General features: G+C 40.0%; 21 protein-coding genes. 17 read left to right on the top strand and 4 right to left on the bottom strand.

Features of this window, described 5'->3' with window-relative positions:
* The first annotated feature begins 159 nt into the window (after window positions 1-159).
* From MKZ25_RS11200 to MKZ25_RS11145, 12 genes are all read left to right on the top strand, one after another.
* On the top strand, window positions 160-621 hold the full coding sequence (locus tag MKZ25_RS11200) for a cupin domain-containing protein (RefSeq protein ID WP_340801576.1): 462 nt from the start codon (window positions 160-162) through the stop codon (window positions 619-621).
* A 191-nt stretch (window positions 622-812) separates the two neighbouring features.
* A complete protein-coding gene (locus MKZ25_RS11195; RefSeq protein WP_339171633.1) occupies window positions 813-1,073 on the top strand; it encodes a metal-sensitive transcriptional regulator in 261 nt (86 codons plus the stop codon).
* Between the two features lie 45 nt (window positions 1,074-1,118).
* Window positions 1,119-1,601 (top strand): DsrE/DsrF/DrsH-like family protein, encoded by a 483-nt coding sequence (locus tag MKZ25_RS11190; protein WP_340803008.1) that lies wholly within the window; start codon window positions 1,119-1,121, stop codon window positions 1,599-1,601.
* 10 nt (window positions 1,602-1,611) lie between these two features.
* Window positions 1,612-1,953, top strand: coding sequence for a rhodanese-like domain-containing protein (locus tag MKZ25_RS11185; protein ID WP_340801575.1), 342 nt, complete (start codon window positions 1,612-1,614; stop codon window positions 1,951-1,953).
* Between the two features lie 13 nt (window positions 1,954-1,966).
* A complete protein-coding gene (locus tag MKZ25_RS11180; RefSeq protein WP_340803007.1) occupies window positions 1,967-2,263 on the top strand; it encodes a rhodanese-like domain-containing protein in 297 nt (98 codons plus the stop codon).
* Window positions 2,264-2,315: 52 nt separating this feature from the next.
* Entirely contained in the window at window positions 2,316-2,876 is a 561-nt protein-coding gene (locus tag MKZ25_RS11175; protein WP_340801573.1) for a sulfurtransferase TusA family protein, read from the top strand.
* A 45-nt stretch (window positions 2,877-2,921) separates the two neighbouring features.
* Window positions 2,922-4,046, top strand: coding sequence for an MBL fold metallo-hydrolase (locus tag MKZ25_RS11170; protein WP_340801572.1), 1,125 nt, complete (start codon window positions 2,922-2,924; stop codon window positions 4,044-4,046).
* Window positions 4,047-4,093: 47 nt separating this feature from the next.
* The gene (locus MKZ25_RS11165) at window positions 4,094-4,321 is read left to right on the top strand and encodes a sulfurtransferase TusA family protein (RefSeq protein WP_087616299.1); all 228 of its coding nucleotides are present in this window, start codon (window positions 4,094-4,096) and stop codon (window positions 4,319-4,321) included.
* Between the two features lie 91 nt (window positions 4,322-4,412).
* Complete coding sequence (locus tag MKZ25_RS11160; RefSeq protein WP_340801571.1) at window positions 4,413-5,201, top strand: sulfite exporter TauE/SafE family protein; 789 nt, start codon at window positions 4,413-4,415, stop codon at window positions 5,199-5,201.
* Between the two features lie 158 nt (window positions 5,202-5,359).
* On the top strand, window positions 5,360-7,015 hold the full coding sequence (locus MKZ25_RS11155; protein ID WP_340801569.1) for an alkaline phosphatase: 1,656 nt from the start codon (window positions 5,360-5,362) through the stop codon (window positions 7,013-7,015).
* Between the two features lie 129 nt (window positions 7,016-7,144).
* Window positions 7,145-7,657: a GNAT family N-acetyltransferase gene (locus MKZ25_RS11150; protein ID WP_340801568.1), complete on the top strand. Its 513-nt coding sequence runs from the start codon at window positions 7,145-7,147 to the stop codon at window positions 7,655-7,657.
* Between the two features lie 25 nt (window positions 7,658-7,682).
* The gene (locus MKZ25_RS11145) at window positions 7,683-8,249 is read left to right on the top strand and encodes a dihydrofolate reductase family protein (protein WP_340801567.1); all 567 of its coding nucleotides are present in this window, start codon (window positions 7,683-7,685) and stop codon (window positions 8,247-8,249) included.
* Between the two features lie 107 nt (window positions 8,250-8,356).
* Here MKZ25_RS11145 and MKZ25_RS11140 read toward each other — a convergent pair whose 3' ends face one another.
* On the bottom strand, window positions 8,357-8,587 hold the full coding sequence (locus tag MKZ25_RS11140) for a hypothetical protein (protein ID WP_340801566.1): 231 nt from the start codon (window positions 8,585-8,587) through the stop codon (window positions 8,357-8,359).
* A 520-nt stretch (window positions 8,588-9,107) separates the two neighbouring features.
* Between MKZ25_RS11140 and MKZ25_RS11135 the strand changes: the two genes are divergently transcribed.
* The 3 genes from MKZ25_RS11135 to MKZ25_RS11125 all read left to right on the top strand — a co-directional run bounded on the left by MKZ25_RS11135 (window position 9,108) and on the right by MKZ25_RS11125 (window position 10,456).
* Window positions 9,108-9,518 (top strand): hypothetical protein, encoded by a 411-nt coding sequence (locus tag MKZ25_RS11135; protein ID WP_340801564.1) that lies wholly within the window; start codon window positions 9,108-9,110, stop codon window positions 9,516-9,518.
* Between the two features lie 132 nt (window positions 9,519-9,650).
* Window positions 9,651-9,794 carry a hypothetical protein gene (locus tag MKZ25_RS11130; RefSeq protein WP_340801563.1) on the top strand — a complete coding sequence of 48 codons (144 nt, stop codon included), beginning with the start codon at window positions 9,651-9,653 and terminating at the stop codon, window positions 9,792-9,794.
* 188 nt (window positions 9,795-9,982) lie between these two features.
* Window positions 9,983-10,456, top strand: a complete 474-nt coding sequence (locus tag MKZ25_RS11125; protein WP_340801562.1) for a GNAT family N-acetyltransferase — start codon at window positions 9,983-9,985, stop codon at window positions 10,454-10,456.
* Here the strand turns inward: MKZ25_RS11125 and MKZ25_RS11120 are convergent.
* From MKZ25_RS11120 to MKZ25_RS11110, 3 genes are all read right to left on the bottom strand, one after another.
* On the bottom strand, window positions 10,449-11,150 hold the full coding sequence (locus MKZ25_RS11120) for a DUF421 domain-containing protein (protein WP_340801561.1): 702 nt from the start codon (window positions 11,148-11,150) through the stop codon (window positions 10,449-10,451). The genes MKZ25_RS11125 and MKZ25_RS11120 overlap by 8 nt on opposite strands.
* Window positions 11,151-11,249: 99 nt before the next feature.
* On the bottom strand, window positions 11,250-11,897 hold the full coding sequence (locus MKZ25_RS11115) for a phosphatase PAP2 family protein (RefSeq protein ID WP_340801560.1): 648 nt from the start codon (window positions 11,895-11,897) through the stop codon (window positions 11,250-11,252).
* A gap of 131 nt (window positions 11,898-12,028) precedes the next feature.
* Entirely contained in the window at window positions 12,029-12,454 is a 426-nt protein-coding gene (locus MKZ25_RS11110; protein ID WP_340801559.1) for a hypothetical protein, read from the bottom strand.
* 214 nt (window positions 12,455-12,668) lie between these two features.
* Here MKZ25_RS11110 and MKZ25_RS11105 point away from each other — a divergent pair, with 214 nt between their 5' ends.
* Both MKZ25_RS11105 and MKZ25_RS11100 read left to right on the top strand, forming a co-directional pair.
* On the top strand, window positions 12,669-14,285 hold the full coding sequence (locus tag MKZ25_RS11105) for a thiamine pyrophosphate-binding protein (RefSeq protein ID WP_340801557.1): 1,617 nt from the start codon (window positions 12,669-12,671) through the stop codon (window positions 14,283-14,285).
* Window positions 14,286-14,502: 217 nt separating this feature from the next.
* Entirely contained in the window at window positions 14,503-15,396 is an 894-nt protein-coding gene (locus MKZ25_RS11100; RefSeq protein WP_340801556.1) for an SDR family oxidoreductase, read from the top strand.
* The last annotated feature ends 105 nt before the right edge of the window (window positions 15,397-15,501 follow it).

Here is a 15,501-nt window from a genome sequence, read left to right as displayed (position 1 = left end):
TTGGACGCACTTCTTAAATAAGGAGTGCGTTTTTTGATTTTGCGGTAAATTCATTTTCGATTCCTATTAGTTCGTACACCTCAATAATCAATGAACGCTATCTGTCCGCTATACATAATCTACTTAAAGAACAGGATTGTGAAAGGATGAAAAATTAACATGGATTTTATGCCAAGTGCGTATGGCCATTGGAATTACGGAAACAGCATGAATGAGAGAACGGACTATGGCAAAAGCCCCTTTGTCATTAATATTCACGCAGCGACAATCGGAAATCATACGTACCGGACCGTATTATGGACAGGGGAACATCTGCAATTGACTGTTATGAGTTTACATCCAGGAGAGGATATCGGTTTGGAAATGCACCCGAATGTCGATCAGTTTTTACGGATTGAGCAAGGGCAAGGAATCGTTCAGATGGGGAATGAAAGAGACAATCTAAATATGCAATGGTTCGTTTTTGATGATAGTGCCATCATCGTCCCAGCAGGAACTTGGCACAATGTGATCAATATCGGCAATGTTCCGTTAAAGCTGTATTCCATCTATGCTCCGCCGAATCACCCATACGGTACCGTGCATCCGACGAAACAAGATGCGATGATGCATGAGCACTAGTTTTGGAAGCTTGCACAATGTGCGAGCTTCTTTTTCATTGACAATATACCTATTGGGGTATATGATGAGATTAGAAATAGCCGTGGTTGCCGAGAGAAAACCTGCAGCTATTGATGCAAGTTTATAGTTTGACATATACCCTAAGGGGTAGTATAGTGTGGTTAATAAATTATTCTAAATGAGGTGAGCATATGCAGTATGATCCTAAAGTTTTGGCTCGAATGAAAAAAGTCGAAGGTCAGCTACGAGGCATTCTACGGATGATGGAAGAAGAAAAGGACTGCAAAGATGTAATAACGCAACTAAGTGCAGTCCGTTCTGCTGTTGACCGGACAATCGGTGTCATCGTGACGGATAATTTAGTCGAGTGTCTTTCAAAAGAAGATGCCGATACACTCGATAAAAACGCTATGGTCAAACAGGCAGTGGATTTACTAGTAAAAAGTCGATAAGGCTTTTTATTTTTAAAATAAATTATACCTATAGGGGTAGGGGGACTGAATTTGGAAAAGAAAAGAACAACCATCGTATTATTCAGTGGAGACTATGATAAAGCGATGGCTGCTTACATCATCGCAAACGGTGCGGCTGCATATGATCATGAAGTAACTATTTTTCATACGTTCTGGGGTATCAATACATTAAGAAAGCAAGAACCGGTACCTGTTAAAAAAGGGTTTCTCGAAAAAATGTTTGCCAAGATGATGCCGCGTGGTGCGGAAAAACTGGGTCTATCAAAAATGCAGATGCTCGGCATGGGCCCGAAAATGATCAAGCATGTCATGAATAAACATAACGCATTAACATTGACACAACTTGTAGAAATGGCGCAGGAACAGGACATTAAGCTTGTGACATGCACGATGACGATGGATTTATTGGGACTTCAAAAGGAAGAATTGCTGGATGGCATTGAATATGCCGGAGTAGCAGCCTATTTAGCGGATGCTGAAGACGGAAACGTAAATTTATTCATATAAGGGGTATCCTATGGAAACAATACTATTAATTGCTGTGATTTTAGCTTTTTTAGCGTGGCGCATGAAACCTGTAAAAGGTGTCAAAACCATTTCAACGGCACAGCTGAAAACAATGATTAATGACAAAGATAAAGTGTTTGTTGATGTACGTACACCTGCTGAGTATAAGGCACGTAATGTGAAGCAATTTAAAAATATTCCGCTCGGCTCGGATTTGTCCAAGCTGCCAAAGGGTAAGGAAATTGTAGTCATTTGTCACAGCGGCATGCGTTCGAAGCAAGCATGCAATCAGCTGAAAAAATTAGGCTATGAACAGGTGACAAATGTTCGTGGCGGAATGAGTGCATATTAAGGAGGAAATCATGATGAAAACTATTTTACCAACAGAAGTACAAGCAAAATTGGAAGCCGGTGAAGCGGTTCATTTAATCGACGTTCGTGAAGTGGCGGAAGTAGAGGCAGGTCATATTCCGGGCGTTACCCATATCCCATTAGGACTGCTGGAATTCCGTATGCACGAATTGGATAAAAAAACACCGTATATAATGGTTTGCCGTTCGGGTGCACGCAGTGGTCAGGCAACAGCTTTTTTAGAGTCACAAGGATTTGACGTGACAAATATGACTGGTGGCATGCTCGAATGGAATGGCGAAGTTAAGTAAGAAAAAATTTTGAAATAAATTATACCCTTACCGGTATGGATGGAGGATAACGATGATTAAATCAGACGTACAACTTGATGCAAAAGGTTTAGCTTGCCCGATGCCGATCGTCAAAACGAAAAAAGCGATGAATGACGTGGCAGAAGGACAAGTGCTGGAAATACAGGCGACAGACAAAGGTTCTGTCGCGGATTTAGCCGCATGGTCGAAAACGGTCGGTCATCAATATATCGGCTCAAGTGAAGTAAATGGCGTGTTTTACCACTATATCCGAAAATGTAATCCGGAAATTAGTGAAGCATCTGAAAAAACGTTTGAACAAACGATTTCAAATGAAGATGCAGTGAAACAGGAAGGCTTGATTTTGGATGTCCGTGAAGCAGCAGAGTATGCTTTCGGCCATATCCCGGGAGCAAAATCAATTCCGATGGGGGAATTGGCAACACGAATGGATGAACTCGGTAAAGACGAAACAATATATGTTATTTGCCGTACAGGTACACGCTCGGATCTGGCAGCTAGACAACTGGCTGAATCAGGATTTACAAAAGTATACAACGTCTTGCCGGGTATGACCGGCTATGAAGGCGCGTTACAGAAAGAAGTAGAGTAATTTTAAAAATTTTTATAAAAAATTATACCTATGGGGGTAGTGATAATGACAGTAACAGCATGGACAGCCGAACAAGTGGCACGCCAAGTAATTGAAAACAAAGAATTGTTTATTTTAGATGTCCGGAATGAAGACGCATTTAAAGACTGGAAAATCGAAGGTCACAAATTTGAGTACTTAAATATTCCTTACTTCGAATTATTAGATGGTGTAGAAGAAATTTTACCGCAAATTCCTGTCGACAAAGAGGTATTGGTTGTTTGTGCGAAAGAAGGTTCTTCCATCATGGTAGCAGACATGCTTTCGGATGCTGGCCTTGATGTCGGTTACCTAGAAGGTGGCATGAAGTCTTGGTCGATGTACCTTGAGCCGATTAAAGTTGGCGACTTGAATAACGGTGAACTATACCAGTTCGTACGTTTAGGGAAAGGCTGTCTTTCATACATGGCAATAAATGACGGGGAAGCAGCAATCATTGATGCCGTACGCTTCACGGATGTCTTCACAAACTTCGCGAAAGAAAAGGGCGTCGAGATTAAGCACGTTTTCGATACGCATTTGCATGCAGATCACATCTCCGGCGGACGCCATATTGCAGAAAAAACGGGTGCAACGTACTACCTGCCTCCAAAAGACGCGGAAGAAGTTGTATTTGACTATACAGCACTTGAAGACGGTTTAAAAGTACAATTAGGTGCTTCTGAAATCGAAGTCGGCGCCCTTTATTCACCTGGTCACACAATCGGTTCAACATCATTTGTCATTGACGGCAAGTACTTATTAACGGGAGACATCCTGTTCATCGATTCAATCGGTCGCCCGGACTTAGCCGGATTAGCGGAGGATTGGGTTGGAGATTTACGCGAAACATTATACAAACGCTACCGCACATTGGCCGAAGATTTAATCGTACTGCCAGCACACTTCATGATCATCGATGAGCTGAATGAAGATGGAACAGTGGCAAAACGACTAGGCAATTTATTCGCTGAAAATCATGGTTTAAATGTGGAAGATGAAGACGAATTCCGCTCAATGGTAACAGACAATTTACCTCCCCAACCGAATGCCTATCAGGAAATCCGTATTGTAAATATGGGGAAATTGATGCCAAGCGATGAGGAACAGACAGAGATGGAGATCGGTCCAAACCGTTGCGCAGTAAGATAACGATTTTTTAATATAACATACTAATTTAAAGAAAAGAGGAAATACACATGAATATTAAACAAACACTGGATGCTAAAGGGTTAGCTTGCCCAATGCCGATTGTCAAAACTAAAAAGGCAATCGATACACTGAACTCCGGAGAAGTGCTAGAAGTATTAGTGACAGACAAAGGGGCTTTAAATGATTTTACTGCATGGGCAGGAGCTGGCGGCCACACAATCGTTGAACAAAAAGAAGAAGCGGGTGTCCTGTACTTCTATATCCAAAAAGCATAAAAAATAGCGGGTAGAAAAAGCTTCTATCCGCTTTCTATATCGACAGTGTATTAGCAAAGGCATAAATGAATTTTTGAGAGAAGGAAAGCATATGGAAATCGATTTATCAGTAATGTATATAACGGTCATCTTTGCACTTGGATTTATCGGATCGTTTCTTTCCGGCATGCTCGGTGTCGGCGGTTCGATCATAAAATACCCGATGCTGCTCTATATTCCGCCATTGTTCGGTTTAGTCGCATTTACCGCACATGAAGTTTCCGGCATTAGTGCCGTCCAAGTATTATTCGCATCGCTTGCAGGGGTTTGGGCTTACCGGAAAAGCGGATTGCTGAATCGAGAGCTTATCCTATATATGGGGGTGGCGATATTAATCGGCAGTTTCATAGGCAGTTACGGTTCGGGATTTTTATCTGAAGATGCCGTGAATATTGTGTATGGGCTACTAGCCGTCATTGCTGCGGTGATGATGTTTATACCGAGGAAAACAGTTGAAGATGCTACAAAAATTTCATTCAATAAAGCATTGGCGAGTATACTTGCACTCATCGTCGGGATCGGATCAGGCATTGTCGGGGCAGCAGGCGGTTTTTTACTCGTACCGATACTGCTGACGGTGTTAAAAATCCCAACACGGATTACAATCGCAACAAGCTTGGCGATTACGTTCGTCTCCTCAATTGGCGGGAGTATCGGCAAAGTAATGACAGGCCAGGTCGACTATTGGCCGGCTTTCATTATGATCGTTGCAAGTATCATCGCGGCACCACTTGGGGCAAAAGTCGGTCAGAAAATGAATGTTAGATTACTGCAATGGCTGCTTGCCATCATGATTGGTGCCACAGCTATTAAAATATGGATCGATATTTTACAAAAATAAAATTGTAACGGGTGAAGCGTCAAGTAGCGCTTCACTCTTTTTTATTACTTCACAATGGCTCAATATAGTTTTACAAATCTAGCATCCCAGATTTACAAAGGAACTTTACAATGAAATCGAATTACAAATTAGCGGTTGCTTAGGAGGATATTTCATTGATGAAGAACAAGAAAAAATGGTTGACGTATGCACTTGCGGGGACAGTAGCAGTATCATCACTTTCGGTTATGCAGTTTGATTCAGAGGCTGAAGCAAAACAGGCGAAAAAGGATCCGACAAATGTCATCATGCTTGTGATGGATGGTTCCAGCAATAATGCGGTATCGTTGGCACGCTGGTACAAAGGCGAGAGTCTCGCAATGGATGAAATTCTGACAGGTGGTGTGACAACGCATTCAGCCGAATCCGCGATTACAGACTCGGCACCGGCTGGAACGGCGCTTGCTACAGGTCACAAATCAAACAGCGGATATGTAGGAGTACTGCCATCCGTAATTGATATGCCAGGTGTTAACGGGAATCCGAACGATGCATTTACACCAGTTGCCAATGTGCTGGAAGGAGCGAAACAACTTGGCAAGGCAACAGGAATTGTTTCCACTTCCGAAATCCAACATGCGACACCGGCAAGCTTTTCATCACATGTAACGTCCCGCAGTAACTATGACGATATCGGCGAGCAGCAAGTGTATCAAAATATGGATGTCATTCTTGGTGGTGGCTATGATTTCTTAAAATCAGAAAACCGGAAAGATGGCGAAAATCTAGTTAGCGTGATTGAAGAGAAAGGATATGATCTCGTTACGACACGCGATGAGTTACTAACGACGAAATCCGATAAAATTTACGGAAGTTTTGCCGGCAGTTCGTTAGCATACGAACTAGATCGTACGAAAACAAATCCACATGAACCGTCATTGGCGGAAATGACGTCAACAGCAATCGATACGCTGAACAAAGATAAAGACGGATTCTTCCTTATGATTGAAGGCAGTAAAATCGACTGGGCTGCCCATGCGAATGATCCAATCGGAATGGTTACGGATATTTTGTCATTCGATGATGCGGTAAATGAAGCGCTGAAATTTGCGAAGAAAGACAAAAATACAATGGTAATAGCGGTAACAGACCACGGCAACAGCGGGATTACAATCGGTAATGAAAACACGAACTCTACATATGACAAAATTAATATTTCCAATTATATTAATCCATTGAAGAAGGCAACGATGACAGTCGAAGGCGCACTAAGCCACTTAAAGGCGGATCGCTCGAATTTAGTTGAAGTAGCGAAACTATATGGACTCGATAATTTAACTGCAGAGGAAACGGCTGCCCTAAACGCAACAGAAACGAAGAAGCTTGCCGGTACACTCGTTAATCTATTATCAAAGCGTGCGGATTTAGGATACACGACTGGTGGACATACGGGAGATGACGTATTCCTGTACTCTTATGGACCAAAACGAATTTCCGGACTAGTGGACAATACCGATTTAGCAAAAGAAATGGCCAGCTTCATGGGGATTAAATTGGATAAATTAACAAAGGATCTTTACACAAACGCAGAAATAGCGCTGAATGGTAAAGGCATGACGACTTCAATCGACCTATCGGATAAGGAAAACGCGGTCCTTGTAGTGAAGAAAGGTTCGACTACGTTTGAAATCCCTGAAAATAAGGATATAATCATAAAGAAAACAATGGATAAATCAGGCAAAGTAACAGCAACTGAGATTCAAACTAATACAATCAGCGTATACAATGAAAGTGGATTCTATATTTCAAAAGAAACTATTAAGAATTTAAAGTAAATGCTAAGCTATCCTCGCCAGTTCATTTGGCGAGGATTTTTTGTTTGAAGTAGTCAGGGCATTTTTTTAAAGGTAATCAAACATTTGATGTCGAAACTAGAAAATAATAGTTAATATGGAGGTAAGAGAATGCACGTCGAAACCGAAAGATTATTAATACGGAATTTTAAAATGACCGATTTACAAGCGGTATATGAATATACTTCCAATACCAATGTGATGAAATATATACCTGAAGGGGTTTTTACAGAAGAAACGGCAAAAGAATTTATCGAACAAAATATGGGGGAGGAAGCGGAAAAGTTCGCGGTCATACTGAAAGGTGAAAATACGTTGATAGGGCATCTATTTTTCGGTAAATATTTCGGCGACCATACATATGAAATCGGCTGGGTATTCAATCCGGAATTTTATAATAAAGGGTATGCTACTGAAGCGGCTCATGGAATGTTACAATATGCCTTTGAAGAAATGAAGCTACATAGAGTGATCGCAACTTGCCAGCCGCAAAATCCGCCGTCGTATCGTGTCATGGAGAAAATCGGTATGAGAAGGGAAGGGTATTTCAAAAAATGCATTCCAAACGGGGATGAGTGGTGGGATGAATACTATTACGCGATTTTGGGTGAAGAGTGGAAATAAGCTGCATCAAAAAGGAGAAAAAATTATGGCAGATATAGCGGTGAGAAGGGTAATTTTAGATTTGGCAATTACTCTGGATGGATTGATTGAAGGGAAAAACGGTGAAATCGATTGGTGCATTATGGACCCGGAAATGAACTTTAATGATTTTTTGAATCAAATAGACACCATTTTTTACGGCAGGAAAAGCTACGACTTATGGGGACAGTATATTCCTGAAGAAGTGAGCTCCGAAACCGAAAAGGAAATGTGGAATCTGGTTCATAGTAAAGAGAAGTATGTGTTTTCCAGAACTCAAAACGGGGCCGGTCATGAAGCAAAATTTATAAATGATAACATCCGTGATGAAGTGATTAAATTAAAGAATAAACCTGGTAAGGATATTTGGCTATATGGCGGGGCAAGCCTCATTACTACTTTTATCAATTTAGGGCTTGTCGATGAATTCAGATTGTCTATCCATCCAGTCGTATTGGGTGCAGGCAAGCCGCTGTTTATCGATATTAAAGAGAGATTAAATTTAAAAGTTGTGAGTACTAGAACATTCTCTTCCGGTGTTGTACAAATCATTTACCAATATGAAGGCAACTAATATCGGTCCCCTACAATTTCGTATAAGGGGCAGCGTATAGAAGAAAGACCGATATTAGTTTGGCGCTATCGAAAGAAAAGGAGAGAAAGTTAATTCCCGTTCTCTCTTTAATTCTTTTCACCCGGCGCTTCATTTTCTAATAAAGGGCTGAGTTGTTCTAATATATTTTTTAATCTTCTAATAAAAGTGAGATTTTCTAATATAAGTGTCGGTTGTTCTAATAAGTAGGTGATTTGTTCTAATATTATCCGCAAATCTTCAAATATCCTGCCCGGAAGTTCTAATAACCGCTCAAATCTTCTAATATAATCAATAAGCCTGCGAAGAAAATTCTCCATGAATAAATTGTTCTAATAAAATCAGCAAAAGTTCTAATATCCCACCCGGAAGTTCTAATATCCGCTCAAGTCTTCTAATATATTCAATAAGCCTGCGAAGAAAATTTCCATGGATAAATTGTTCTAATAAAATCAGCAAAAGTTCTAATATCCTGCCCGGAAGTTCTAATATCCGCTCAAATCTTCTAATAAAATCCATAAGCCTGTGAAGAAAATTCTCAATAAATAAATTGTTCTAATAAAATCTGCAAAAGTTCCAATATCTCGCTCGGAAGTTCTAATAACCGCTCAAATCTTCTAATATAGTCAATAAGCCTGTGGAGAAAATTCTCCATAAATAGATTGTTCTAATAATATCCGTGAAAGTTCCAATATCCTGCCCGGAAGTTCCCTCTTTATTTTTTGGATATTAGCGTTTTCTTATTGTTTACAGGTATAATGGATTTTGCTCCATAACTACATTGAAAGACACAGTTCTTGAACAAGAATCCGCGTCTGTTTTCATAAAAGGGGAATCGTATTGATAAAACAAATTTCAGTTATATTGGTATCCTTGTTATTGATAACCGGTTGTAGCGACAACGATATTAAACGGAATACAGAAATTGAAAAAAGACTGCATTCTTCGATTATTATGGTATCCGATAACAGTACAAGCAAAACTTCTTTAAACACATTTGACGATTTCGAATGGGACAAGGCGTTTTTAATTCAGCCTTACACGACACAAGCAGGCATAGAAGAACAGACCGGCGTTAACTTCACGGATCCAAGCAACATTGAATCGAGAGATGATATTTATCTATTGGTTTTTGTCAAGGAGGGTAAAGCTGTCCAGTATGCGGTAATTGAACGTTTACATACCACTTTTTCTTTAGGAGATAAAGAGTATCTTGAGCCTTCAGATGATGTAATTTATATTGAAAGATAATCCAAAAGAACGCATTTAAATTTTCTTGATAAATAGGTTGCTTTCCCAAAAGAAAGGGTATATGATTTACTACAGTTTTGGATAAATTAGAAGTGAATCTTCTACAAAATTATGTAGTAAAGGAGTGTAGTAATGGAGATTGGTGTAAAAGCAAAAAAAGAAGTGAAACCTGGGCTTAAAATTAACAATGCAGATTTCTTCTGGTTTTTCTTTTTTGTTGCGCTACCCTTTATTTCTATAGTTTATTCGATCGCTGAATTTCTTTATAAGAATTGAATTCTCATCATTCATCATGCATTACTATACAAGGACTTGATCTGCTAAGTGATTTTGAGGTTAAATAAATATGACTAGATAGAACATTTTTCTGATATAAGAAAAGTGTTCTTTTTTTAATTTACTTATTTTGCAATATATGTATAATTATAAATAAATACTTATAATTATTGGAAGGGGGTATTTATTTGAAAATTGAAATGAATATTGATCCAGCAAAAGCGGTGAAAGTGATCCATCACGCATTCAAGAGTTACGAGACAAATCCGCAACCGTCCAGTGCATTAAATGATACAGCAGACTCCATTATTACTGAAGTAAAACAAGGGACAGAAATGTTCGGGGTATACGATAACGATGAATTAATAGCACTCGTGAAATGTGTTTTAAATGATGAGTTTATTTATTTTTCAAGACTGTCTGTTTTACCTGAGAACCAAGGGAAGGGCGTAGCAACTAATTTGGTGAAATATTTAGAAGGCTACGCTGTGCAAAACAATATATTTGTCTCAAAATGCAAAGTTCGAAAAAGTGAAAAAAATAATATCGGGCTTTATTCAAAATTGGGATATAAAATCGTGAAGGAAGAAATCATCATTAATCAAAATGGTGATGAAATTCCAGCTGTAACTATGCAAAAAAATCTAACTGTTTCTACTTGAGGAAAATTTGCAGTTGATTATTTTGATCGATTGTTGCAAGCAAGATCGCGTTAATTTCTACATTATAAGTTTTGTTTACAGTACTTTTAAGGGTTTCTTCAGTAAAGGATGAATTACTTAAAGCTTCATAATTGATCTTACCCTCTTTAATAATCGTCACCGGATAGGAAAAAGGTTGGGATGTAATCTTGAGATCTGACTTTGTTACAGGCTGATGGTCAGGTGACAGGAAAATTGATATCTTTCCATCCGGTTCCCATAGCGCTAACGCGACTTTATTGATATCGGAAATACTTTGTTTTCTAAGTTCAGATAAAACAACATCTATTGTGATTCTGGCTTTTTTTAAATTCTTTACATTAATTTCCCCATTTTTAACGAGAGGGATTGGGGGAGGAGCTACAAATTCTCTAAACGGGATAAACTTTCTCATTACATATAAACAACCTAAATAAAGCACGACTAAAACAGACATGGAAATTAAGGAACCTTCCAATCCTAACCCTTCATCTGATAATGGATGGGCGATGATATTACCAATGAGTATCGCCATTGTATAATCAAGTAATCGTAGTTGGGAAAACGAACGCAATCCCATTATTTTGACTACAAAAAATAAGAAAAAAAAGGCGACAATTGCCCTTAATATCCATTGAATTGCAGTAAGAGATTCTTGAGCGTAAAAAAAGTCCACAGTGTCACATCCTTCGAACCTAGTGCTGTTACTATTCTCACCTAAATTTATAAAATTATTCGAAGGAGGCTTTACACTGACCTACTTTCGTAAACTTATCTAAGTTTCGGAATGGTTATTTTCTGAGCGTTTAATTTTTTTACTTCTTATATAAAACCATAAGCAAAGCATAAACCAGCTATAGCCAAGAGACCAACCAGCCATCACATCTGAAGCGAAGTGACGAGCCTCTGTAATTCGGGAAATTCCGATTAGTAAAGTTAAAATAACAGTTGCCATCCATATAATCAGTGATGCTTTATTGAAATTGTAAAGTCGGTTTAGTACATATGCGATCGTAAATAAATACAATAAACCATGTACAGCATGTCCTGAAGGAAAACTAAATGTGGAAAATTGATCCGCTCTATCCGGACGCGGCCTTTCAATCAGGCGTTTTAACAGTTGATATAACCCGTATCCGCCGCCTACGGAAAAAATAACAAAACCAATCAGTCTATAATCTTTTTTGCGAATCCAAATCATGATACAAAGAATGACTGCGACAGTAAAAATAAAGTTAGTTTCACCTAAATGATGAAACCGTGTAATGAATTTATTTCCGTAGAGTAATTCAAAAGCCCTTTGATCAAAAGCCTGAATGTACGCAGTTTCAAACGTTATCCATAAAATGCAGAATACAACAAATGTAAAAATCCCTAAAATATATGGCCGCTTTTTTATTTTTGTTCCTCCTAACTGGGTCAATGCAAAGTAAATATACTTTATTATGGCTATAAGCAATCAAAAATACATTAAAAAAACTCGATTCCGTTTATTCGAAATCGAGTTTTATTTTGATTCACCAATATGAAGCTGTTGCTAAAGATAACAAGTGACTAATTCTGGTTATACAATTCCTTATACAGAACATATTTTAGCGCAGAAATTTCCTCATCTGAAAGCGTACCTTCCATTTCGGATACTACTTCATCGATACTGATTGAACCGTTTTGCGCCTGCTCCTGAATCGTTAGTAAACGATTAATGCCTACTTTTTTTATTAACAGACGAGTTGCTTCTTCCTTCGTTTGGAAGGGAAGAGCATCGGGGTTCGTAGTTGCCGCTTCGTTTACAATTTCCTGAAGCTTCGGATCTTTTGCAATATAGGATTTCACTTCTTCTTTATCTTCTTCATTTAAATTCGCTTCCACTTGCTCGACGATTTTTTCGGAGGCGATATTTGTCCCAAAATGCCACACAGCATAACCCGCTGCTCCGAGTAAAACAAGAATAATTACAGTTATCGTTAAAAATTTCTTCATCAAATCACTCCTGACATTTTGAATATAGCACAACCTTGAAAAAACCACGAAGAAAAGATATTTCCAAAATTTCCTGACGAGTTATTATATACATTCCATTGAAAAAGATAGATTAACTCGAATGATTTAGGGAAAGTTAAAAAATGTGAGCAAAAATATAAAATAGACTAATAACTGGCAGGTTAGGAAAGTCTATCAGGGAGGTTCATCTATCATGGGAAAAACAGAGCGAACAGTTTCTGAATTAATGCTTGATCAATTGTATATGTTCGGTGTACGACGGATATATGGAGTAGTAGGTGATGCAACATTCGGACTGATCGATGCACTGGCGAAACAGGATAAAATTAAATACATTGCGGTCAAACATGAGTCGACAGCTGCTTTTATGGCGTCTGCAGAAGCAAAATTAACTGGTGGTCTTGGTGTGTGTACGGCAACGATGGGACCAGGTGCAGCGAATCTTATCAATGGACTCGGTGATGCACATGCAGACAGAGCGCCTGTCCTGGCAATTACCGGGCAGGCCGAAAGCGGTAAAATCGGCACGGAATATCCGCAATATATTGACCAGCAGGAGCTTGTGAAGCCATTTGCCGCTTATTCTGCAAATCTGGCCAGCCCGGATGCAACAATTGAAGTTCTGCAAAAAGCAGCGCGAACTTCTCTCGGACAAAGGGTTGTAACCCATATATCAATACCAAAGGATATTATGATGATGCCTGCTAAGGGAGAGCCGCGCCGATTGCCGGATGTAATTGAAGGTGCTTCCAGCTTTACGAATGAAAGCCTGAAACACGCAGTGGACATTATGAAAACAGCCAAGCGACCAATGATTCTGGCTGGTCTAGGCGCCACTTCTGTTTCAGCGGATCTGGAAAAACTGGCGGATCTGTGGGGAGCCGGCATTCTTACAAGTTTAGGCGGAAAAGGTTTGTTTGATGAATCTTCACCGCTTGTATTACAAGGGATTGGCGAAGGCGGGAATCCTCATGCTGCTGATGTATTTAAACAGGCAGATGTCGTACTTCTTGCAGGGACGACTTGGTGGCCGGAAGGGTTTGTGCCTACGGATGCCCGAATTATCCAGATCGACCGCCAATTTGATAAGTTCGTAAAAGAAATTCCGACAGAACTTGGAATCATGGGAAAAACAGAAGAGGTTATTCCCATTTTAACGGAGAGCCTGCAACAATTCAGCCGTTCGGAGGATTGGGTAGAACATTTACAACAAGTAAAAGAGAAATGGGCTGCGCAAAATGAGCAGGAAGGCAATACGAAAGGGTATCCTGTTCATCCTTCAAGAATTATCCGCGCCATTGACCGAACAGTAGCACCGGATGCGATTCTCGCACTGGATACAGGGGATAATACAGTATGGACGAATCGTAACTTCAAACAAAAAGAGCAGTCTGTCTTATTTTCCGGATACTGGCGGACAATGGGCTTTGGTCTTCCGGCAGCAATGGCAGCCAAGCTCATCAAACCTGAAAAACAAGTCGTGGCGATTGTAGGCGACGGAGGGCTTCAAATGGTACTTGCAGATCTATTGACAGCAACTCGCTATGAACTGGATATTACGGTCGTTGTCCTGAATAATGAAAGTCTTCAAATGGAAAGGGACAAGCTGAAAGTTGCGAAGAAGGAAGAAGTAGGAGTCGATTTAACGAACCCTGATTTTGTGAAATTGGCTGAAGCCTGCGGTTGGAAAGGATTGCGACCTGCTTCGGATACCGAGCTGGAATCTGTCATGGAAGAGGCGCTCAATACGATAGGGCCTACACTGGTAGATATCAGCACAGCACAAGTATTTTTCCCGGAAACACAATAAAAAAGGGATGGCCATCTCACGGGTCCCCCTATTTTAACAGCCGCAATGCATGAAAATAGCAGTTGATTTTACCAAGCAAAAAGATCTGGAACTGTTTAAAGTGATTCAGACAGGGTATTCAAAAAAATGTAACAGTTTTTGTGAAGGGCAATCTGATAAGCCATTATCGGAATTGTCCTTGCAAAGAATGTACTAACTAGATAGGAGATGATTTTTGATGGGAAACCCAAACCTAAACGATCCACGAAAAAAATTTCATACGGAGAAATTCCCGGATCAAGAACAGAGTACTCCGGCGATACAAAACGAAATGAGTCCCAAACCTGATTGTGGAGAAAAATCATATAAAGGGCATCAGCGTCTGGAAGGGCGAAATGCATTAATTACCGGTGGCGATTCCGGAATTGGCCGTGCTGCCGCGATTGCCTATGCACGCGAAGGCGCTAATGTCGCAATTCAATTCTTCCCTGGCGAAGAAGAAGACGCAAATGAAGTAAAAGCATTAATCGAAGAAGCCGGCAAAAAAGCATTGCTTCTGCCATATGACTTGCGTGAAGATGGCGCGGCGACAGAAATGGTGAAAAAAACAGTGGAAGCTTTTGGCGGATTGGATACGCTCGTATTGAATGCGGGACAGCAGATCGCACAGCAGACACTAAGCGATTTAACGATCAAACAAGTAGAAGATACGTTCAAAGTAAATGTTATCAGCATGTTTGAAGCCGTTAAAGCTGCTGAAGAACATTTGGAACCGGGAAGTGCGATTATTACGACGACATCGGTTCAATCGTACAATCCATCTACCTTTTTAATGGACTATGCTTCTACAAAAGGTGCGATCAGCAACTTTACCGTAAACCTTTCAGCATACTTCGCTTCTAAAGGGGTACGTGTGAACGGGATTGCGCCAGGCCCGATTTGGACACCTTTGCAGTTGGATAACGGACAACCGGACGGCAAAATCCCTGAATTTGGCCAAAATTCACCACTTGGCCGTGCTGGACAGCCGGTAGAGCTTGCCCCAGTATATGTCCTTCTGGCATCCGATGAAGGAAGCTATATTACCGGTCAAATTTACGGCGTAACAGGTGGCGAAGCGATCGACCTATAATCCTGAAGGGCATCGGAAAAATCTCCTTCAAATAAATTGATATAACATTCAACAAAAACAGCAATCTCCTGAATAGACGGGAGGTTGCTGTTTTATTTTTTGGAA

The organism is Solibacillus sp. FSL W7-1464 (assembly GCF_038004425.1).
GTDB lineage: Bacteria > Bacillota > Bacilli > Bacillales_A > Planococcaceae > Solibacillus.
This window is presented reverse-complemented; position numbering and strand designations above follow the sequence as displayed.